Origin of the sequence: Bradyrhizobium sp. 87 (genome assembly GCF_023073015.1) — a bacterium.
GTDB classification, from domain to species: domain Bacteria; phylum Pseudomonadota; class Alphaproteobacteria; order Rhizobiales; family Xanthobacteraceae; genus Bradyrhizobium; species Bradyrhizobium canariense_D.
Genome location: NZ_JADPIQ010000149.1, coordinates 59,718 through 79,568, shown reverse-complemented (window position 1 = coordinate 79,568; position 19,851 = coordinate 59,718). Strand labels below are relative to the sequence as shown.

20 protein-coding genes and 2 pseudogenes are annotated in these 19,851 nt (G+C 58.8%); 3 read left to right on the top strand and 19 right to left on the bottom strand.

The features are described 5' to 3' along the window. Nucleotides 1-113 precede the first annotated feature (113 nt). The 12 genes and pseudogenes from IVB50_RS41605 to IVB50_RS41550 form a co-directional block, all read right to left on the bottom strand. Nucleotides 114-361 (bottom strand): annotated as a pseudogene (locus tag IVB50_RS41605) (ATP-binding protein); the annotation flags it as partial. 268 nt (nt 362-629) lie between these two features. Then, on the bottom strand, nt 630-2,264 hold the full coding sequence (locus IVB50_RS41600) for an MFS transporter (RefSeq protein ID WP_247300477.1): 1,635 nt from the start codon (nt 2,262-2,264) through the stop codon (nt 630-632). Between the two features lie 221 nt (nt 2,265-2,485). Then, nucleotides 2,486-3,706 (bottom strand): ABC transporter substrate-binding protein, encoded by a 1,221-nt coding sequence (locus IVB50_RS41595; RefSeq protein ID WP_247300474.1) that lies wholly within the window; start codon nt 3,704-3,706, stop codon nt 2,486-2,488. A gap of 52 nt (nt 3,707-3,758) precedes the next feature. Next, nucleotides 3,759-4,706, bottom strand: a complete 948-nt coding sequence (locus tag IVB50_RS41590) for an alginate export family protein (protein ID WP_247300472.1) — start codon at nt 4,704-4,706, stop codon at nt 3,759-3,761. Beyond that, the gene (locus tag IVB50_RS41585) at nt 4,637-5,260 is read right to left on the bottom strand and encodes a hypothetical protein (protein WP_247300615.1); all 624 of its coding nucleotides are present in this window, start codon (nt 5,258-5,260) and stop codon (nt 4,637-4,639) included. Before IVB50_RS41585 ends, IVB50_RS41590 begins: the two co-directional genes overlap by 70 nt. 51 nt (nt 5,261-5,311) lie before the next feature. Beyond that, a complete protein-coding gene (locus IVB50_RS41580) occupies nt 5,312-5,995 on the bottom strand; it encodes a YoaK family protein (protein WP_247300471.1) in 684 nt (227 codons plus the stop codon). A gap of 26 nt (nt 5,996-6,021) precedes the next feature. After that, nucleotides 6,022-7,449, bottom strand: coding sequence for an alginate export family protein (locus tag IVB50_RS41575; RefSeq protein WP_247300470.1), 1,428 nt, complete (start codon nt 7,447-7,449; stop codon nt 6,022-6,024). Nucleotides 7,450-7,458: 9 nt separating this feature from the next. Further along, a complete protein-coding gene (locus IVB50_RS41570) occupies nt 7,459-8,367 on the bottom strand; it encodes a glyoxalase (protein ID WP_247300469.1) in 909 nt (302 codons plus the stop codon). A gap of 29 nt (nt 8,368-8,396) precedes the next feature. Continuing rightward, nucleotides 8,397-8,816, bottom strand: coding sequence for a DoxX family protein (locus IVB50_RS41565; protein ID WP_247300468.1), 420 nt, complete (start codon nt 8,814-8,816; stop codon nt 8,397-8,399). A gap of 1 nt (nt 8,817) precedes the next feature. Then, nucleotides 8,818-10,701 carry an amidohydrolase gene (locus IVB50_RS41560; protein WP_247300467.1) on the bottom strand — a complete coding sequence of 628 codons (1,884 nt, stop codon included), beginning with the start codon at nt 10,699-10,701 and terminating at the stop codon, nt 8,818-8,820. Continuing rightward, nucleotides 10,698-10,982 (bottom strand): XapX domain-containing protein, encoded by a 285-nt coding sequence (locus tag IVB50_RS41555; protein WP_247300466.1) that lies wholly within the window; start codon nt 10,980-10,982, stop codon nt 10,698-10,700. Before IVB50_RS41555 ends, IVB50_RS41560 begins: the two co-directional genes overlap by 4 nt. 31 nt (nt 10,983-11,013) lie before the next feature. After that, nucleotides 11,014-11,658, bottom strand: a complete 645-nt coding sequence (locus tag IVB50_RS41550; protein ID WP_247300465.1) for a hydrolase — start codon at nt 11,656-11,658, stop codon at nt 11,014-11,016. A gap of 407 nt (nt 11,659-12,065) precedes the next feature. Here IVB50_RS41550 and IVB50_RS42875 point away from each other — a divergent pair, with 407 nt between their 5' ends. Further along, nucleotides 12,066-12,326, top strand: a complete 261-nt coding sequence (locus IVB50_RS42875; RefSeq protein ID WP_346771326.1) for a helix-turn-helix domain-containing protein — start codon at nt 12,066-12,068, stop codon at nt 12,324-12,326. Beyond that, a complete protein-coding gene (locus tag IVB50_RS42870) occupies nt 12,274-12,510 on the top strand; it encodes a winged helix-turn-helix transcriptional regulator (RefSeq protein ID WP_346771320.1) in 237 nt (78 codons plus the stop codon). Before IVB50_RS42875 ends, IVB50_RS42870 begins: the two co-directional genes overlap by 53 nt. A gap of 224 nt (nt 12,511-12,734) precedes the next feature. On the opposite strand, the gene IVB50_RS41540 is transcribed toward IVB50_RS42870, so the two are convergent. The 7 genes and pseudogenes from IVB50_RS41540 to IVB50_RS41510 form a co-directional block, all read right to left on the bottom strand. Further along, the gene (locus IVB50_RS41540) at nt 12,735-13,913 is read right to left on the bottom strand and encodes an MFS transporter (protein ID WP_247300464.1); all 1,179 of its coding nucleotides are present in this window, start codon (nt 13,911-13,913) and stop codon (nt 12,735-12,737) included. Between the two features lie 135 nt (nt 13,914-14,048). After that, entirely contained in the window at nt 14,049-14,519 is a 471-nt protein-coding gene (locus IVB50_RS41535; RefSeq protein ID WP_247300462.1) for a cupin domain-containing protein, read from the bottom strand. A gap of 69 nt (nt 14,520-14,588) precedes the next feature. Further along, a complete protein-coding gene (locus tag IVB50_RS41530; protein WP_247300461.1) occupies nt 14,589-15,065 on the bottom strand; it encodes a VOC family protein in 477 nt (158 codons plus the stop codon). Between the two features lie 5 nt (nt 15,066-15,070). Beyond that, complete coding sequence (locus IVB50_RS41525) at nt 15,071-15,928, bottom strand: alpha/beta hydrolase (protein WP_247300458.1); 858 nt, start codon at nt 15,926-15,928, stop codon at nt 15,071-15,073. An 855-nt stretch (nt 15,929-16,783) separates the two neighbouring features. Then, nucleotides 16,784-17,284, bottom strand: a complete 501-nt coding sequence (locus tag IVB50_RS41520; RefSeq protein ID WP_247300456.1) for an FAD binding domain-containing protein — start codon at nt 17,282-17,284, stop codon at nt 16,784-16,786. A 37-nt stretch (nt 17,285-17,321) separates the two neighbouring features. Further along, nucleotides 17,322-17,842, bottom strand: a pseudogene (locus tag IVB50_RS41515) ((2Fe-2S)-binding protein). Nucleotides 17,843-18,723: 881 nt separating this feature from the next. After that, a complete protein-coding gene (locus IVB50_RS41510) occupies nt 18,724-19,209 on the bottom strand; it encodes a heme-binding protein (RefSeq protein ID WP_247300444.1) in 486 nt (161 codons plus the stop codon). A gap of 351 nt (nt 19,210-19,560) precedes the next feature. Here IVB50_RS41510 and IVB50_RS41505 point away from each other — a divergent pair, with 351 nt between their 5' ends. After that, a complete protein-coding gene (locus IVB50_RS41505; protein ID WP_346771325.1) occupies nt 19,561-19,827 on the top strand; it encodes a molecular chaperone TorD family protein in 267 nt (88 codons plus the stop codon). The last annotated feature ends 24 nt before the right edge of the window (nt 19,828-19,851 follow it).

The following is a 19,851-nucleotide window of genomic DNA, read 5'->3' as shown; positions in this document are numbered from 1 at the left end:
CCCAGCGTCGGGCCGTGTGCTATCGGTAAACGCGCCGTCCCCATACAAAACAGGGGTCTAGGCCGGGATAGCGGAGACGGGAGGAGTGCCGGTGGCATGATCGTTGCCGCTTTTTAACGCCAGCTGTCGTTGCCGGTCTCAACAACCTCGCAGTGATAATTCAGACGGTCGAAGCAGCAGTCCGGTCGTTATCCTGGCATCTCGAAGACGCCAAGGCAGTCGCCGGATGCCGTTTGTTGGCGACGATGATTGAGGGTCGCTCGGAAAGCCGGCTGATGAGCTTCTGCCGGATTTCGGCGAACGGCAGATAGCCCAGCTCGTCGAGAACGATGAAGTCCATGCGGGTCAAATGTTCGGCCACCTCGACTGACGTGGATTCGACCGCGTCTGGATCGCTCAATCTGCGTCCGGAAGCGCCCGCCCGGCAACGAGATCATCCGTTAGCGGACTACCGATGCGCAAGCCGGTGACGGTCCGGCCAAGATCGGCGATAGCAAGAAGCGCCAAACCAGACTTCATGTATAATTGGCTATCGGCTGTTGGGGAGCGGCCAATATGGATAAGGGATCTTGGCGCCATCCACCCGGGAATGGCGAAGTGCGCTTTTGTTGTGGCTGGCCAGGTCAGGATCATCCATCTGAGGCTTCAGAACCAAGACCTGCAGCAACGAAATGGGTCACCTTCGGCTCGGCCTCAGCATCGTATTGGCGAACGACGTCTTGGACCACGCGATCCGCATTCGTAACGCGCTCGTGTTGTCTCAAATGCTCAAGCCATGATGCTACAAGGAACGTTTCCAGGAAGCGCCCCCTCTGGGCGGCGTCTTCAAAGATGTCCCAGGCGTACGCGCCATCCCGTCGCCGCTGCTGGCCAAGCACCCGCAGGGCTGTCAGAAAAGCCCGGCGCCGTTCAGGATTGATGTGGTATTCGACCGTTACCAGTACTGGTCCGCGATCTGGCTCGGCGTCAATCGTGAGAACCGGAATTGGCCAATGCATGGACGGCGTGAGGTCAATTTCTGCGCCACCTTGCAGCTTCCACGACCAGCTCAACACAATTCCAATCAAGGCACCGGCGGCCGCGATGAAGTGAGCAGGCGGCAGGCCCGCCACCGAGGCAACCTGTCCCCAGATCACGCTGCCCGCCGCCATGGCACCAAAAAAGGCAGTTACGAACATGGCAAGTCCGCGGCCGCGTACCCAGTCAGGCAGCGAAACTTGCGCCGAGACGTTGAGGGTCGCCAAAACCAAAATCCAAGAAACACCGGCGATAAGGCAGGCGACCAGCGCAATCACGGATTCGCGGGCGAAGCCGAAAAGGACGAGGCTGATGGCAGTGCCAACAGTGCCGAGTGCCACGAGCCGATCGGGTCCCAAGGTCGCTTTCATCCAGGGCAGGCCGAATGCTCCGCCGACTGCCCCCGCTCCGATAGCGCCCAGCAGAATGCCGTAAAGTGCGGGCCCCCCTGCAATCTGATTACGCGCGACAAGCGGAAGCAGCGCCCAATAGGTGCTCGCAAAGAAGAAGAAGCTGGCAGCTCTTATCAGAGTTGCCCGCAGATGCGGATTGTACCAGGCATGGCGAAGTCCGACGACCAAGGCGCTTGTCAGACGTTCCGCAGGAAGCGCATGACCGCTGGAAATTGGCGGTCGCCACCACCACAGAGCTCCGATAACACCGAAATTGCTCAGCGCGTTCAACCAGAACGGCGCGGCGATTCCCATGCCTCCGATGATTACACCGCCCAGTGCAGGTCCGATCGCCCGGCTGATGTTGACGCCAACGCCGTTGCTTGCCACCGCCGCTGCCAAATCCTGCCTCGGCACAAGGCTAGGCACCACCGACTGCCACGCCGGTGCGGTAAAAGCTGCGCCCGCGCCAAGGAGGAAAGTAAACAAGAGCAGGACTGGCGGCTTCATGAGGCCCAGCCAGACGAGCACAGCACTCGCCGCTGCAACCAACGTGACCACGATTTCCGTAAGGATCAGAAAGCGACGCTTGTCGACGATGTCCGCTAGGGCGCCCGCGGGAAGCGCCAAGAGAAACATGGGAAGGCTGCTTGCCACTTGGACAAGAGATACGCTCAGCGGATCGGTATCCAGGCTCGTCATCAGCCAACCAGATGCCGCATTGTACATCCAAGTACCGACATTGGAGACTACGGTGGCCAGCCAAACCACTGTGAACGACCTGTGGCGAAATGCGTTCCAAGGCAACGTGCTCGGCGGGTTCGCTGGTTGCGTTGCTTGCTGTCCCGTCGCCATCTAGGTTCGCTCCACTCAGATTCAGGTGCAACAGTCCCGCGCCGCCGCAGTCTGCCAGTCAACTGGGGCGGCACACCCGCACTGCATCGCGGCCGCCGATTACGTTAATGTAGATGATGAGGATGGTAGCGCGCTCGCTTGCCCGTGCAGATCGATACCCGATCGGATTTCGCGGAAACATGGCCACGTCAGACGATACATCGCCGCCCTCACCTCTCGATCTAGTGCTTCGTCGGTCCGAGAAATGCGCTATCGATCACGTCACCAATTGGCTGCCAGATCCTGGCGTCAAACTGCACAAGCCTCACCTGCTTGATCGGCCGAAAGTCGTTTGGTCCGGTACTTATTCTAATTCCAGGGAGCGTGACCGAGCTCTGAAAGTCCTTCAACGAAGTGGCCTGTCGCATGATGTTCTCGCGCGAGAAGTCATCGCCACATTGTTCGAGCACTCGCGACAGGGTTTCGGAAGCAGCGTAACCAAAGAGAACGTTGCTATCTCGCTTGTCGCCATCGGTATAGTACTTATCCATGAACGTTGAGAACCGCTTGATTCCCTCATCGTCTTTCCAGACCGGATCGGCCGCATCTTTCAAGAACGATGTAGAGACAATTCCCGCCGTGTTCTGCACGCCAGCCTGCGTCAGAGCGCGCAAAGCAGGCGCGGCCACATTGGTGAGGATGACAACCGGGTGCCAATCAATATCCGCCAACCTTCTTATAGCGAGTTCAGCCGTGTTCGGCGACCCCGCGAAGAGTAGGACTCCTGCTCCCGATGCTCTCAGAAGATCGATCTGTCCATCGATAGATCGGTCCGACATGTCGAAAGTACTGTCGGCTACGATCATGCGCGCCCAATCCGCCATGCCCTCCTGCAGACCCATCAACAGATCGCGCCCGAACTGATCGTTCTGCCAGAGCACCGCGAGCTTGCGGTCCGGATAAAATGCCTGCACAAAATTCGCGTAAATACGCCCTTCCGTCCGAAACGAAGGCTGCCAGCCCATTGTCCAGGAAAAGGCCGCCGGCTTATTCCACTCTTCGTCACCGGAAGCGGCGAATAGCTGCGGTATCTTGTTCTCGTTGAGGTAGGAGCGCACGGCCAAGTTGCCCGGTGTTCCGAATGAGCCAAAAATCAGGAGCACATTATCGACGTCGACTAACCGGCGGGTCTCGTTCAGGGCCGTCCTTGGATTCGAACCGTCATCACGCGAAATGAACTTCACCTTCCGGCCATTGATGCCTCCGCGGTCGTTGATCATTTCGAAAAAGGCAGATTCGGTCTTTCCGATCGCTGAAAACTCCGTCAAGGGACCGCTATACGGCATGATGTTGCCGACGCGGATTTCACTATCGCCCATATGTTCAGTCTCCGGAGCAGCGAGCGAGAGCATCGGTACGACAAGCAGCTGTGCTACCACCACGGCCTTAAGGATCATGCGCATTTTTTTGGCTCCCTTCGCAAAATTACCTTCACTTTGCGTGCGCCATCGCAATTTAGAACTTCAGCATCGCCTCGACGCCCACGAAGTGAGCGGTCTTGGATGGGCCAGTATCCCGTATAAACTGCCCGGGCACGAACACGGAGTAGGACAGTGCAGCGCTGAACCAAGCGACAGGCTGCCACCCGAGTATGACATCGGTCTGCGTACCGATGTAGCGGGAACGGCTGTCGTCCGAACGTCGCAAGAGGTCACCACCAGGACCGTAGATTCCGTCGCCAAGACTTTCGCGCCAATAGAAGACGGCCGCTAGATCGAGTGTCCATTGCGTATCCAGCTGAAGCGTGAGCGTTGGATGAGCATTGATCAGGTTGTATGGCCCGATCAGGCCGATTTCGCCGAAATACTTTCCCTTGGGGAATAGTGGATTGAAGGTCTCTAGAACGGGGTCATTTGGATTACGGTCGCCACTGATGATGTTGGCTCGCACGCCAAAACGCGGGCTGAAGGTCACGCCGGCGAAGGTGTAGCCCGTATCGGAGGCAATCGACCAGGCGCGGATATCCCCGCGACCGAAATGGCCAAACTGAGCCATACCTTCGAAGTTCCAGTCCCAACCCGTCGAGGCACCGAAAAAGCGGCTGCCGATAGTGTGCCGCAATTCCTCTCCGCGCCCTTGATTGAATTCCGCAAGGGCATTTTGGTAGCCGATGTAGTAGACATCAAAGCCTGGCTTGGAGCTGATCTCGGAGAATTGGCCAGTTGCATAAATTGACCAGAGTGATCGGTCTGGATCGAAACGATCATTGAAGCTACCGACTAGGTTCCGGACCGGTCGCGCATAGAGCGCGTCGACCCGCCATGGAGCTGATTGAATCGAAGCCAGCGTCGTGTCGAACGAACGAGGCACATTCGGGCCGTATCGCAAACTGATCAATCGCTCCGTGCCATAAGACAGAAGTTGTCGCCCTCCCCGCAAGGTAAGATCGGTCCCACTGACCAATGGCAGCTTGATATCCGCAAAACCCTGGAGCAGTTCAGCGCCCGTGGCGTCGATACCCCAACTGCCTCCTTGTCGGTGACCCAGGCGCCAATCACCTGCCCGAACAGGCGCAGGTTTGATCCGAGATGCAGATCCGCATATGGTAACGTCCGGTACCACTGATACTCATTCACCGAAAGTTCGCCCCAATTATATTGGCGATATGCCTCCTCCCTGAACCGAAGCTCAAGGCCGAGCGAGAGATAAGCATCGTCACTGAAACTTAGCGGAACGTACTTGTATCGTTCCCACCACGCTCCAGTCCGTTTTGCCGGATTTCGCAAATAGGAATAATCCTCGTCATATCGCAGGTTAGTCGTTTTCAGCGAAGTGACATGCGCGTCTTCCCTTCCAACGACTTCCGCTGGTTGTGCGCTGGCGGGTATCGTTAGGGCAACCACCGCGGAGATCATCATTGCCGCCAAAGCCGCAGCCACGCGGCTGGCACTAGCGCCCAATTTTCTGGCTCCGAAAACTTCGGAGCGACACACATCTCTGATGGAGTCGACCCGCATCTTCCAGCTCTCGCTTCGAATTCCCACCTCGAATCTGGAATGAACTGAAAGTCAGATTCTCGCTTCTTTCTTCGTCGACTCCCGTAGTCGAACAAGCAGCGAAAATCCGCCTAACACCGGTGGCACTAGGAAGCACCAAACATTGTAGTGCGCGTACGAGAGAGCCGCAGCGGCGCACCCGAGAGCGAAAATGATGACATTTTTGGACATCATTGCCACCCGCGCCTTGATTTGGTCACTCGACGCTTTGTCCCGGGCGTACATCATGTCCGCGAGATCGATCATGATCTGCGTCGTCGTGCCTGTCATCAGGGTCGAGGGAGGTACGCTTCCGAGATAGACCCGGTGCGCCGCGTTCTGGATCGCCATGGCCGCGACGAGCACCATCCCGGTAGTCACGGCCTGCAAGCTGTCGCCATTCTGGAAAGGCCCGAACTTGATCGCGAGCCCGGCGCCCACGATCAACAGGAGGACCTTGAGGCCTAGCATGGCTTCGAAGACGAAGCGCCAGCGCGGCGTTAGCGCGGAGCTAAGCAGGCGGACGGCCATCACGACGGCGCAGAAGATCGGGAGCGCGAGGAGTTTCGCAACGGCTCCGGAGGTGCCAAGAACAAGCGAGGCACCAAACGTCACGAAATTCCCGGTCACATGAGCTGTGAAAAGGCCTTGCAATGCAAGAAAGCCTGCCGTGTCGACATAGCCGGCGGTTAGACTCAAGAGAAACGGCACGATCATCGGATTTCCGCTCGGCGCCGGTTGCACTACCATCCCCGTTTGATCTCGACGCCGACATAGTTCGAGTCGTGGGCGCCGGCCTTGCGCAAAGTGTCGCCGACCGCGAAGTGCACCGCCTCGACCGCGAAGGAAGTTGCCCGGTCTATAGTCCAATCGAGGCGAACCTGGCCATAGCTTCCGGTATAGGCGCCGGGCCGCCCGGCAGTGTTCGGGACCGGTATATCGGGTTGGGTGTAGATCGCATCCGCGGTGTTCTGGCGCCACTGCGCCGCAGCTGCGAACATGAGCTTCACTGACGGACTCAAACTCAACGTCAGGGACGGCTTGGCATGAAAGAGGTTTGTGTACCCGGTGTAACTGGCGAGCGTAAAATAGTAACCGTTGGGAAATAGCGGATTGAATGTCCCAAAGCGTCGTTTGCTGTTGCCGTCACCGGATGCGGCGTCGAGTTGAATGCCTACTCTGGGGCTAAAATTCACATCGGCAAAAGTGTACCCAGCGAGTGAGCCGACAGCCCAGGCCTTGATCGGCTCGTTACCAATCCGTCCGGTCTGTCCCATCACCTCAAGGTCAAAATCGAAATGATTGGCGTTCCCGTTCAGATGAACATCTAGAATGTCTCTTCGCTCGTCGCCGGACGCATTTGCAAAACGCGCATTCGCCTGTGTGAAATTGGCATAGTAGCCGGCGATAAACAGGGACTCGGAAAACTTATACTCTGCCCGGGCCATTCCGAAGGTCTGCGCGGTGACGCTACTGTAATCATCGAATACTGTGTTGTCGCGAACCTGGACCGGCAGGCTGTAAAAGGTAATAAACCGCCAGGGTCCGTTCTCATAATCCGCCCAGGCGGCGTCAAAGGATTGACGAACATTGGGGCCGTCGCGGACAGCCACAAAGCGCTGCAGATCGAAGCCAAATTGCTGACGGCCGGCCCTTAACTTCAGCGTACCGCCTCCGACCTGCTCCGTCAGAGCAACCCAAGCCTGCTCCAGATCGAGCCGATTCCGATCGACAGGGGTCAACATGGTCTTCCATGGCGCGTAGTCGGCTTGAAACTGCACGAATGCCTGTAGTTGGTCAGCGACGCGCAGATCGGCATGGAATTCGTTGCGGCTGATCACGTAATTCTGGCTGCGATTCGGACCAGTACCGAAGTTTGGGGCATTGTTTGACTCGAAGCGCTCACGTGTGTTTGCACCGAACGAGAGATAGGTGCGCGGGTCGAAACCGGATAGCGGAATGTATTTGAGCTCATCAAGCGGCTCACGCGGCACGCGAGGATCGGCGAGCACCGACCAGTCTTCCTGCCAGCGATTGAACATGATAGCCGGTCGCTGCGGCGTTGATGCTTTGGACTGTTCATCCGCCGACGCCATCTGCGGCGCCGCCGCACACAGTAGGCCTGCCGTCCAAGCCCTCCGCAGAAACGATCGTCCCAGCAGCAATGCCATCGCGTCCCCTCACTTCGGCGCGGTCGCGTGAATTTCCGCGATATATCCGCCGGGGAATTGTACCATGGCTTCGACCCGTCCGTCAGCGGTGTAGGGTTCGACTAGCACGGCGGCGCCTGAGGCCTTGGCCTTGGCCAAAGTTCCGTGCAAATCCTTCACCTCATAGCCAGTCATTTCCCGTCCATACGGATATGGCAAGTGACCGTCACTGACGAAGACAGCCATCTTTCCGAACACGGATTCAATGAGGACACGCCGGTATGTGTCCTTGGCTCGGCCGATCTCGATCCCCGCGGCATGTGCATTGTCAGAGACAACCTTCCCGTGTGAAAAACGTAGGAAGCTGCGGGCAAAGGCATCCGCCCGCTCCGGAGAGAGATAAACGCGATTCTCCGGGACGGTCTCGAATGGCGCATACGAGGGCTTCGCGGTATGCCAATAAAGCTGCATATTCAGACCCCCCGGCCACTGAATTACCGCATCGCGTCCGATGGGATCCGGAAAGGCTGAAACGATTACATCCGCGCCGGAGTCTCTGGCAAGATTGATTGCCTCATCGAGATCGCTAACGAGGTAGCCGGTTCGCTCGGCGCCAAAAGGATAAGGAATCGGCGTCTTGAAGCCGAACAGCGACACCGTGCCAACGGGCGTCTGCAGCAGTTGGCTAGTTGTGCTGCTCGGCGTCGGCGTGACCGTGGCAACAACCTGCTTCGTGCTCTGCCCCCCGAAAGTTGCGAGAAAGCTCGCCACGAATTTGTCCACGTCTTCGGGAGTCACATAGACGTGTGTGGTGTCGTATTGCGCGCCGACGCCGACCTCCGGCGTTGGATGCGCTCCTTGAGCCCGTGCGATTGCCCCCAATGGGAATAGCAGCGAGCAAACCAGGAGCACTTGAATCAGCTGACGCTTGCCGGTCATGGAACACCTCGAGCACGGGTTTTGAGCGCTCATTTCGAGCGCAAGGACAACATAGACACGAGCACCAAGCCGGCGATCAGCCCTAGATGCTCGAAGAAGGCATTAACGGCCATGAAGCGATCGTGACCGGCTTTGGCCCAGAAATCGTTCGCAGTAAGCATGGCGACCGCAGTGAGCACACCAAGCCCTCCGGCTCCCAGCCACACCCAACGTCCAAGAATGAGGAGCAAGGACCCGCCGAGTTCGACAACAATGGCTGCGGTGGCCCAAAGCCATGCCGGCTGAAGACCGAAATTCGCCTGCTCCGCAACGGCGCCTGGAAAATCGAGCGCTTTCTGAATTCCGCCGATCAAGAACGCAGAGACGAGCGCAATCCTGGCCGTCGCCGCGAGCCATGGCCAAGACAGCACTCTCGCCACCCATCTTGGCGTATCCGATTTGGCGAACATCTCACACAGCCCAGCAGGCGCATCCGAGCGCACCCCAGAAGCTCTTGAAATCAGAAACCGGTAGCCTTCCGGCCCAAGCGCGTGCATGATCATGGCCGTGCACGGCGCAAGCAGTGGCGCAGCCGCACATCCGCATCGCGTTCGCGCGAACGGCCTGTGCCTTGCCGTCCTGTTCCGCCCAGCTGCCGTACCCTCCGAAACTGCGCACCGGCGACCAGTCGGGCATCGCCGGCGGCGGCGCGGTATCGTCGAGAGCTTTGAACTCTCCCGCCCCGTAGACGACGCGCCCACCGACCACTGTGAGATCGCTTGTGATGTCGGCAATCTCGTTGTCGGCGCAGGAGAAGAAGTCTCGGTCGGGCACGATCACGTCAGCGAGCTGACCGACCTGGATGCGTCCTTTCTTCCCCTCCTCATTGGAGAACCAGGTGACGTTTTCGGTCCACATCCGGAGTGCGGTTTCGCGGTCGAGGCAGTTGCGTTGCGGATATATCCGCAGACCGCCCACCGTCATGCCGGTTACGAGCCAGGCCAGCGAGACCCAAGGATTGTAGGAGGCAACCCTGGTTGCATCCGTACCGGCGGAGATCCTGACGCCCTTGTCCATGATCTTCCTGACCGGCGGCGTCGCTTCAGCCGCGCCAAAACCGTAGCGCTCGACGAAATACTCCCCCTGATAGGCCATGCGGTGCTGCACGGCGATGCCGCCGCCAAGCTCGGCGATGCGGTCGATTGACTGATCGGAGATGGTCTCGGCGTGGTCGAAGAACCAGTGTAGACCGTCAAGGGGCGTGTCCTGATTGACCTTCTCGAATACGTCGAGTGCGCGCGAAATCGTCTCGTCGTAGGTCGCGTGTAGGCGCCATGGCCATTTGTTCTGAGCCAGGATGCGGACGACGTCTTCGAGCTCACCTTCCATTTCCGGCGGCATATCCGGACGAGGCTGGCGGAAATCCTCGAAATCAGCGGCCGAGAACACCAGCATCTCCCCCGCGCCGTTGTGCCGAAAATAGTCGGTTCCCTGCTTGTACTTCGAAGTCTTGGTCCAGTTCAGGAAGTCCTGCTTCTCCCCCTTCGGCTTCTGGGTGAACAGATTGTACGCCAAGCGGACGGTGAGCTGCCCATCGTCCGACAGCTTCTGAATGACCGCATAATCTTCCGGATAATTCTGGAAGCCGCCACCGGCGTCGATCGCTCCAGTAACGCCGAGACGGTTCAACTCCCGCATAAAATGGCGGGTCGAGTTGACCTGATATTCGAAGGGAAGCCTTGGTCCCTTTGCCAACGTCGCGTAGAGAATGCTGGCATTCGGCTTGGCCAGCAGCAACCCCGTCGGATTGCCGTTCGGATCGCGCACGATCTCGCCGCCGGGCGGCTCGGGCGTGTCCTTTGTGTATCCAATGACGCGCAGCGCGGCCGCGTTCAGCAAGGCGCGGTCATAGAGATGTAGAATGAATACCGGGGTATCGGGCGCAACCGCGTTGAGCTCGTCGATTGTCGGCAGTCGCTTCTCAGCGAACTGATGCTCCGTGAATCCGCCGACGACTCGCACCCACTGCGGAGCCGGCGTGATCGCCACCTGCTTCTTCAACATGGCCATGGCATCGGCGAGTGACCAGATGCCATCCCAGCGCAGCTCCATATTGTAGTTGAGCCCTCCGCGAATGATATGGAGATGATTGTCGATCAGACCCGGCAGAACGCGCCGCCCTTTCAGGTCGACGATCTTTGTCGAGGAGCCGGCGAGCTTCATCACGTCGCCGGTTTGTCCCACAGCAGTAAACAGACCGTCTTTGATCGCTACGGCAGTCGCCGCCGGATTCGAGCGATCGAGTGTCGCGAACAGACCATGATGCAAGATCAGGTCGGGACCCTGGTTGCTCATGCTTCTTTCCCCTGGTTCTTAAGGCCGTCAATTGGACCGACCGTACGTCGGCCGGGCAGCATGCCGAAAATATGAGAATCGCAGCTCGAAAGATGGAATGCCTCGGAGAAGCTCGAGCCCCCTACGAGGAGCTTGGTCACTGGTATGATCTGCTCGCCGACTAGGATACCGAGAAGTCCGACCAGCGCCACCAGAGGTGGCGCTGGCGAGCGAACGTTGAGGAGATTATAAATCACTCCAACGAGGAGGCCTGCAGCCAAAGACAACACATAGACCTTCATGACAGCCCTCCCATCTTCTCAACTTCAGGAGTTACCGCGGGCCTGCCTCGGATGCGTGTTCTCCGAGCGCCCATTTCGAAAAGCGGACTTGGATGCCGTAAGGCGTATGAGCGCGGAGGATATCCATAACACCCTCGTAGGTCTCGGCGCGGGCCCAATCCTGCTGCAGTTCGAAGACGTATTGGCACGAGGTGATCGGAATGGCGCCGGCCTGTAGCAGACGCTCCATGGAGCGGTTATGCGCTTCGATCGACAGATCACCACAGGCGTCCGCAGGAACATAGATTTCGTATCCTTCCTTGAGCATATCCAGGCTCGGGAACATCACACATGCTTCAGTCCAGAGGCCGGCGATGACAAACTTCTTTTTCCCGGTAGCCGCGACGGCTTTGCGGAAGTTCGGATCGAGCCATGAATTCATTGACGTTCGGTCGATGATCTCGTGCTTCGGAAACAGATCCGTCACCTCCGGCATGAACGGACCGGAGAATGAGTCCTTTGCAACCGTCGAGATTACAGTCGGAATCTTAAACAGCTTTGCCGCCTTGGCCAAAATCTGGATATTATTGAAAACGACGAGGCGGTCGTGCGACTGCACGCCTTGATACATTGCCGGCTGGTAGTCGATCAGGGCGATGGCGCTGTTTTGCGGTGTAAGCATGTCAAGCTTAGGCATTCGAGGTCTCCTGGTTTGGTGAATGCGGATAATTCAGCTCACAATCGAACGTATTGTGCGCCAGCGGAAGTGAAAGGACGTCAGCTAGTCGATGAACTAACTGCATGTCTGTCGTTCGGCGCGCGGTACCGACGCAGCGGTAACCGACGCGAACGCTCCTGCGGCCTCGAAGGGAAATCCTCGACTTTCCTCTGTCAATGACGACCAGAGATCGTGCGGGCGTGACCATGTTGCAGCCAGCGCCTTCGTTTCAAACCGTAATGCACACGCCTGATGCGATGCGCGGCCGTGTCTATTCATCTCAACCACTTCCCGTCACGTCATCGGAACGGGGCTATAGTATCGGCACCGCGCTCGTGTAAATTAGGCACTAGCCCGCTACTAGGTTTCTGATCGGATACTGCGCCGTGCAAAATGAAGCTCCTCGCCCAGAACTCATCTACCCGCCAGAGCTGGAAATTTGGCCATTCCCAGCGGATTGTCCCAATCGAGTGCTGATCGAAGAGATCGGGGACAAATGGACGATCCTGATTATTGCGGCGCTCTCGCGGGGCCCGACACGCTTCAATCAGCTCAAGCACGCATTAGACCCGATCACTCAGAAGTCATTGACGCATGACGCTCCGTCGGCTCGAGCGAAGTGGGATGGTTTCTCGGACGGTGCTTGATACCTCTCCAGTGGCGGTCGAGTACGCCATCAGCGCGCTGGGCCGTACGCTCGCGGGGCCGTTCTCCGCTTTATATCGATGGGCTGTCGCATACCAAGACCAGGTCGAAGGAGCCCGACGGGCCTTCGACGCGCAACGAGGAAAGGGCGCTCGAAGGCTGACGCTTTCGCGTGCGCGGAAGTAGGAAGCGGGGCCATTGCCTGCTGGCGTGACGCGCTGTTGCGGCCCGCTTCTTGTGTGTTGACCCTTTAGGAATGGCGTCGAGCAGAGGGGCGGCGCGATGAGCAATCAGCTTTGACTGATTGCGCGCACCTTCTTTCGTTGGCCTGAGGCTGAGCTACGCTTCAGACCGTCGCGGGAGCGGGAACGCTCTCTTGACCACGCCGGTGCGGTGGGTCGCGCCAAATCTCACGCGCCATTCACATCAAGGATCGCGGAACGGGGCCGGAGCGCGACCACCGCGATCAGCAAAGCAAGGGTCGCCATTCCGATCGACGCGTACGGAGTTGCCAGCAGCCCTGGCCCTTTAAAGAGCTGGCCTCCGATAAACGACCCGCTCGAAATTCCGAGATTGAAGGCGGCAATATTGAAGCCCGATGCGGTTCCAAGCGCATCAGGCGCGACCAGCTTGGCCGTAGCAACAACTCCGGCCTGCATGACTGGCGGGATGGCGAAGGCAAATGCTCCCCAGACAGCTATAACCGCGAAAGTCGCTCCCTCGTTGTGGATGGCCAATCGAATCGCGATGAACGAGACGACCAGTCCACATAAGAGGATTATCATCGCCCTGCGCGTTCCTAGGAGATCACTCAATTTTCCACCCGCTAGATTTCCAACGACAGTGGTCGCGCCAAATATCAGGAGTGCGATATTGACCGCCTCCTTCGGCACTCCAGTGATGTCGGTCAGCAGGGGGGACAGGAAGGTGAAAACCACAAACGTGCCACCGAACCCGACTACTGTCAGCAGGTACATGGTCGCGAGATGTCGATTCCCGAGAAGGGTCAGTTGGGATGCAAATGAGCCCGGCGGCTCATTCGGGATTTCAAAGGGCAAGAGCCATGTCAGGCCAAGCACCGCGACCGTGCCCATGCCCGTAACAACAAGGAAGGGAGTGCGCCAGCCAAACAATTGGCCGATCCACGAACCGAAGGGTACACCCGCCACCATCGCGACCGTGAGCCCTCCCATCATCACAGCAATCGCACTTCCGGCTTTCGATTTGAGAACCAGGGAACTGGCACACGCTGCGCCAACACCGAAAAACACCCCATGGGCGACCGCCATGACAATGCGTGATAGCAGCAGCGTCGCGTAGTTCGGGGAGATGGCGGCAGACAAGTTGCAGATCGTGAACAGCGCCATGAGGCCGATGGCCAATTCTCTCCGCGGAAGAGCGCTGGTCAGGGCCGAAAAGATTGGAGTGCCAAGGGTGATCGACAGTGCGTAGAGGCTGACAAGGAGGCCGGCCGTCGGAATCGAGACGCCGAGATCCGTTGCGATCTCAGGAATGAGGCCCACAATAACGAATTCGGTCGTGCCGATTGCGAACGTTGCAACTGCAAGAGCATAGAGAGCAAGGGGCATTGCACTGGACCTCCATGCAGGATTGCGGCGGCTGGAATCAGGCTGATGATGGCGCCTTCTTCTGCGGTCTATCGAGATGCTCGCCTGACGCCCCCGTGGAGAGGTGATAGAGACCCTCGAATCCACGTCGGCATATCAAGGCTTCTTGGTAGGATCGTCGGCGGGGTTCTCGTAGACTGTATCCGTCGGCCCCGCGCCGGTGATAAGTACGGTCACCGCTTCGTCGGCTGTCATCGCGAAATGCGCGGCGCCCGAGGGCTCCGTGTAAACCGACCCAACCGGGAGCGTTCGAAGCGCTTTTTCGGCGAAACTTGAGCCGTAGCCGAACATCCAGGTGCCCTGGAGCACAGTGCCGACCCGATCGCCTGCGTGATGATGGGCCGCAATTTTAGCATGAGGCGCGACCTTCAAGATCTGGCTATACGGCCCCGGCTTGGAAGGATCGCCCAGAATTGTAACGACCTGGACCTTGGTGTTCCCGGATCCACCGGCGCCGCCGGTCGGTGCAATAGCCTCCAATTCGGTAGGTGTCTTCGCGTAGTTCGGAAGCAGTGGCGCCGGCGACTGCGCAGCCGCAGGGCCGAGGAGCATGACAGTGGCGAGCATGAAGATGATCTGATTTCGGGACATTGCTTCACCTTCCGTTTTCAGAACCTGACAATTGCGGTTAGATCATCACCGCGGAGCTTTGGGCTGCTCGAGAAGCTCCAGCGTCATCCCATCCGGTGCCCGAACATAGACCAGGCGAAGTCCGGTGCGCTCGCCCGCCTCTACCCGTTGGACCCTGCTTAGAGCTTTCCACCCCGCCTCGGCGATCCGCACCAGAAGTGCGTCGATGTTTTCAACCCGGAAAGCCAAGTGCACCGAGCCAACGTCACAAGACCGCGGTTTCATAATTTTTCGATCGCCGGGAGAGCGGTATTCCAGAAGCTCGACCAGATGCCCGGGGGCACGCACCATTGCGATCCGCGCCGCTGCCCTCTGCACGCCCACCAGTTCGTCCAGGAACGAGCTTTGCTCGAAGTCCCAGGTGTACAGGTGCTCGAAGCCCATCACTCCACTCCAGAACGACAGCGCCTCGTCAAGCGAGGATACTGTGATGCCGGTATGATCGGTGCCCTCGATGCAAAATGGAGCTGCTGCGTCTGTCACGGCGGTCACATCCTAGCGCTGTTGTCCCAGAATTGGCCCAGTTGGTCACAAATGAAGTCGGCCTTTTCCTCAAAAACCCAGTGTCCGCATTCCTCGATGACGCCCCCCTCCGCGCGCTCCGAAAGCGCCCTAGCGCTGTCGAAGCAGTGCGTGCCGAAGGAGCGGCGTCCCCCCCAGCCCATAGTGGGGATCGGAAGCTTCGTTTTTGCAAATTCCGCCAGCTGCGCCGCCTTCTCGTCAATAAAGGCGTAATGGTTGAGACTGGCCCGCAGATTTCCAGGCTGCTTCATCTGCATGACGTAGCGCTGCAGCTCCTCTTCGCTGATCGCATTTGGATTGTAGGCAAAGTCCCGGAAAAAGTGACGGAGATACTGCTCCTCCCTGCCTTCGATCAGGAACAACGCGATATCCATGTTCGCGTGCATGGACAGGTGCCAATATGGCACGCGCGGATCCACGTAGGCCTCATAGTCAAGTCCAAAGAATGGGGTCTCGATTGTCGCGAGCGACAGTGCGCGCCTGCCTGCCATATAAGCAAGGGCAACGGAGGGCGGCCCCCCAAGATCGTGACTAAGAATATGGAATCGGTCGACCTTCTCGACGTCGGCGAGTTCCAGCAAGTCCTTGGCGATGGTTGCCGGCATATAATCGGCATGGGGCTTGTCGCTGTCGGCGTAACCACGCAGGTCAGGTGCTATGAACCGGTATCGGCCAGAAAATGCCTCAAAGATTGGCACGAACTCGCGATGATTCTGCGGCCAACCATGGAGACACAGCACCGCAGGCCCGGACCCAACCGTCACATAGTGGAGTGTCAAGCCATTCACCACCGCGCGCTTGCTGATCATCTGAGCTTTCACCATCGTCGTACCCTCGCGCTGCTGTGTGCCGAGCCAACCGCGTCCCGCGTGCTGCTGGCTGGACGCCTCAAACTAACCGTTACGGCTTCTGTCAGCATGTTGCGCAAGTTCGCCGCCACGCGAAACTGAAACGATTTCACCCGGCTGATGAGCAAGATGCATTTCGCCGCCTCAGGCATATAGATCACAGCACGAAGTTAGCGCCGGCGACTGGGCAGTAACGCGCATCGCCCCAGCAATTCAACATGCAGCGCTTGACGCGAAGTTTGGGCCTTCCCGCGACATTTGTCAGCTCTGACCTTTTCGGCGGGAACGCCAAGCTTGCGGCTGACTGCGTTGGCTAGAGCCGTGCGGATGCCTTGCCCCATCTCATGGCCACCGATGCTGATCACCACGTAACCATCCTCGCCGGCCTTCAAATGCGCGCCCGCCGGCGTCGGTGAGCCCCGGATATGCACCTACCGCGATGCCCCACCCGATCGCACTGCCGTGCATGGAGGGAGCGCTTGGTCCAGCCGAATAGCTCGGAACCCCGACTCAGGCACTCAGCCACGTAGCGGGACAAGAAGGGAAGCCCTGTCGCGACGTTGGTATCGGTGTCGTTGGCGAGCCGCAGTGCCAGCGGATCCCGGCCGAACGCATAGGCCAGTTCGTCGACGCAGCATTCCATGGCGAAGCAGGCCGGATGCTCGAAAGGGGCACGCATGTAACCGGGCGTCTGCACGTCGGTGCGGAACGAGGCGCTCCACGCCCCGGAAGCTGCCAAATCCATAAAGGCGCGAACTGGTCGTCGTGTATTCGCCAGGAAACAGGTCATCCGCGAAGTCTGCGCGTCGGCCTAGCATTTTTCCGGTTCGTTCAGCAGGCATCGAAGGCGACGAGAGCGACCGCGAAATCGCCAGGGTATACGGCAATACAGGCACTGCTTCCACCAAGCAGCGCATGGCCACGATCGTTGCCTCGCTGCGCCGCGCAGCCGCTGCCGGGCTTGCGCTTATTGCAGGCGAACGACTCGACACCGCGGAAGTAGACGCAGCGCGTGCGCTGCAGGAGATTGCCGCCGAGCGTCGCCACGTTGCAGAGCTGCTGCGAGGCCGCTCGCATTAGCGATTCCGAGATAGCGGGGTACTCAGCGGCGATCCGCCGATGGGCCGCCACGTCGCTCATACTGGCGAGCGCGCCGAATACAAGCTCGCGGCGTCCCTCGGCGTCGATGTGGTCCAGATCCTTGAGTCCGGTGATGTCACTACCTTGTTTGGCGTCTCTACATTGAGCTTCATCAGATCGTAGCGCGTGGTGCCCCCGCGATGAAGCATATCCCCGGCCCAGCGCCCGCAACGCCGCGAACGGCCTCTTCAACGGTCTTCGCACGCGTATAGCTGAAGGGTTGCACGCCTCAAGTCCTCCGCATTTTGGCCGCAGCATCCTGGATCGCGCTGACGATGCCGACATAGGCACCGCAGCGGCAGATGTTGCCGCTCATGCATTCGCGGATCTGTTCAGCCGAACCGGCGTGCCCTTCCTCGACGCACGCCACTGCGGCCATGATCTGACCCGGTGTGCAGTACCCACACTGCAACGCGTCGTGGTCGACGAACGCCCGCTGCATCGGATGAAGTTCACCGTTAGGACCGGCCAGGCCTTCGATCGTCTCCACCGCGCGTCCGTCCGTCTGCACCGCCGGCATGAGGCACGACACGACCCGCCTGCCGTCAAAATGCGCGGTGCAGGCGCCGCACTCGCCGTGCAGCCTTTCTTCGCGCCAGTGAGCGCCAGATGCTCGCGCAGGAGATCGAGGAGCGAGGTGCGCGGATCGATGGCGAGCGACCGCGCATCGCCATTGACAGTCAGTGTGACTCCGACGCGTTCTGGTCCACCGCGTGCGGCCTGGTCGGCCGCATGCTCATCGACCCGCATCCGCTGAGCCATATTGTGCGCCCGAAACAGGCGCCTCGCCAATCTCAGATCCGCTACTCGTGTCTCTGGTGTTCATTGTCATCCTTTGGATTAAGAGGGATTAGGCTGTAAGCGGCGTGAAAGCGCCCCTACTCGATCATCACCGGCTGTTTCTCGCGCCCGATGCCGTCGGTGTGCAGCAGCGCAGCCGGACCTCGGCATGGTTTCCTGCAGTCCCTGCCTCGCACACTTCGGTCCTCGTAGATGTCTACATTGGTTAAGCGTGGCTCTATCGAACTTGAGCCTCCCGCTGCACCGAGCCCTCATGTCGACAGATCTCATGAGCTTCTGTCCCTCGTCGGAACTGAAACTATTTCACTCGTGAGATGACCTGAGTGCATGCCGAATTGTAGTGCCGCTTCCCGAAACGCGACGATCGCGTTTTTCCAGCTCAGCTGATGCGGCACGTGTAGCTCAGTGTGGCCGTTGCACGCAGAACCTGCCCATCAGCTTAGGTTTGGGATCCCGGCTTATCATCGCCGTCTGAAGGAATGAGCCTGGCGGGTTCGTCGTATCCCGAGCGGCTGCTGTAGAAGAGGAGGGCCATCAATCCGACGCCAAATACCAGAGAAAGCAGTATACCAGCTGCCATCGCGACGTATGCAAATGGGGAACATCTACTCCCGCAGCTGCCGCCCATCCCAAGTGCGCAATCACCATCACGTCAACCGACAGTGCCAAGAGGACGCTGATCAGGACGTAACCGCCGACAGTCATTGTTCGGGCATTCGAAGCGACCTCCCGTCAGATCGAACCCCACCTGATGACTGAAATCTTGAGCATGCTGAGCCTTTCCTGAACGGCCAGAATATGCCCAGCACTTTTTGGCGTAAGGATCAGGGCTAATGCCCAAGCGCCGCGAGTCCCGCCTGCGCAATCTGAACATCATGATCTGGGGTATCGAAGCTTGCGCCAATGCCGCCGACGACCTGCCCATCGACGACAATCGGCAGACCGCCCTTCATCTCGGTAAAATCGTGCGCAGTCACAGCTGCGACACGACCCTGATTGATTGCATTCTCGAGCGTTTCGGTAGGTTTCTTGAAAAGGGCCGCAGTTCGCGCTTTTTGCGGGGCTAATTCTGCGCTTGCCACATACGCCGCGTTATCCATTCGCAGCAACAGTATAGGCCAGCCGCCATCATCGACGACAGCGATTACGCCGGCCAGCCGATTGTGCTCAGCTTCCGCCTTGGCGGCTGCCACGATCTTCTCCGCCGCGGCTAAGGTGAGGACTTTCTTGTCGAACAATTGGGCTACTGCACCTTGGGCCTGAAGCGTGAGCGCGACCAGGCTGGTCAATAGCGTAACTCGTCCGAGCTTCTGCATGGATTTAGTCTCCTTAGGTGCGGGCTCTCGAATCCGACCCGATACATACTACTAGCGGAAAGCCCCTTGGCGGCTCGATCCATATGAGAGGTGCAATTCGGAGCACATGCCACATGGGTGGCCATGTATCACCACCTGCAGCTAGTATTTACGGTTTTGGAGCTCTCGGGAAGTGCAGCGATTTCACTCATCGGATGAACACAATGCACTAGTTTTCTTAGCGCGCAAGACGACACCGTCCCCGCGACTGGACTGCCGACGCAGTAAGAGCCGTCGGATACATCGTGACGCGCAAACGAGGTATCGCCCTCATCTCTCGATTTAAGGGTTAGCCGGACCGAGAAACGCGCGATCGATTACGTCACCTATTGGCTGCCACAGGCTGCCATCAAACTGCACAAGCCGGACCTGCTTGATGGGCCGAATACCGAGCCTGAGGATCACATCGGATTCCTGTGCGAGATCATGGCGGGCTTCGCTGGGGCGGAGATTCACCGATCAGCAGGCGCTGACCGCATCATGTTTCAGGAGCATCTCGCACCTTGGGCGAGACGGTTCTTCGTCGACCTTGAGAATGCTTGTCCCCGTTCCCACTTTCGGAAAGGCTTAGCACTCTGACGTTGCCAACGATCGCAGATCAGA

What these genes read in the sequence shown, in the direction of transcription:
- IVB50_RS42870 (WP_346771320.1), top strand. Translation starts at nt 12,274, where the DNA reads ATGACGCTCCGTCGGCTCGAGCGAAGTGGGATGGTTTCTCGGACGGTG.
- IVB50_RS41595 (WP_247300474.1), bottom strand. Translation starts at nt 3,706, where the DNA reads ATGCGCATGATCCTTAAGGCCGTGGTGGTAGCACAGCTGCTTGTCGTA.
- IVB50_RS41565 (WP_247300468.1), bottom strand. Translation starts at nt 8,816, where the DNA reads ATGTTCGCCAAATCGGATACGCCAAGATGGGTGGCGAGAGTGCTGTCT.
- IVB50_RS41570 (WP_247300469.1), bottom strand. Translation starts at nt 8,367, where the DNA reads ATGACCGGCAAGCGTCAGCTGATTCAAGTGCTCCTGGTTTGCTCGCTG.
- IVB50_RS41540 (WP_247300464.1), bottom strand. Translation starts at nt 13,913, where the DNA reads ATGCCCCTTGCTCTCTATGCTCTTGCAGTTGCAACGTTCGCAATCGGC.
- IVB50_RS41555 (WP_247300466.1), bottom strand. Translation starts at nt 10,982, where the DNA reads ATGAAGGTCTATGTGTTGTCTTTGGCTGCAGGCCTCCTCGTTGGAGTG.
- IVB50_RS41575 (WP_247300470.1), bottom strand. Translation starts at nt 7,449, where the DNA reads ATGGCATTGCTGCTGGGACGATCGTTTCTGCGGAGGGCTTGGACGGCA.
- IVB50_RS41560 (WP_247300467.1), bottom strand. Translation starts at nt 10,701, where the DNA reads ATGAGCAACCAGGGTCCCGACCTGATCTTGCATCATGGTCTGTTCGCG.
- IVB50_RS41600 (WP_247300477.1), bottom strand. Translation starts at nt 2,264, where the DNA reads ATGGCGACGGGACAGCAAGCAACGCAACCAGCGAACCCGCCGAGCACG.
- IVB50_RS41510 (WP_247300444.1), bottom strand. Translation starts at nt 19,209, where the DNA reads ATGCAGAAGCTCGGACGAGTTACGCTATTGACCAGCCTGGTCGCGCTC.
- IVB50_RS41550 (WP_247300465.1), bottom strand. Translation starts at nt 11,658, where the DNA reads ATGCCTAAGCTTGACATGCTTACACCGCAAAACAGCGCCATCGCCCTG.
- IVB50_RS41580 (WP_247300471.1), bottom strand. Translation starts at nt 5,995, where the DNA reads ATGATCGTGCCGTTTCTCTTGAGTCTAACCGCCGGCTATGTCGACACG.
- IVB50_RS41585 (WP_247300615.1), bottom strand. Translation starts at nt 5,260, where the DNA reads ATGCGGGTCGACTCCATCAGAGATGTGTGTCGCTCCGAAGTTTTCGGA.
- IVB50_RS41525 (WP_247300458.1), bottom strand. Translation starts at nt 15,928, where the DNA reads ATGGTGAAAGCTCAGATGATCAGCAAGCGCGCGGTGGTGAATGGCTTG.
- IVB50_RS41535 (WP_247300462.1), bottom strand. Translation starts at nt 14,519, where the DNA reads ATGCTCGCCACTGTCATGCTCCTCGGCCCTGCGGCTGCGCAGTCGCCG.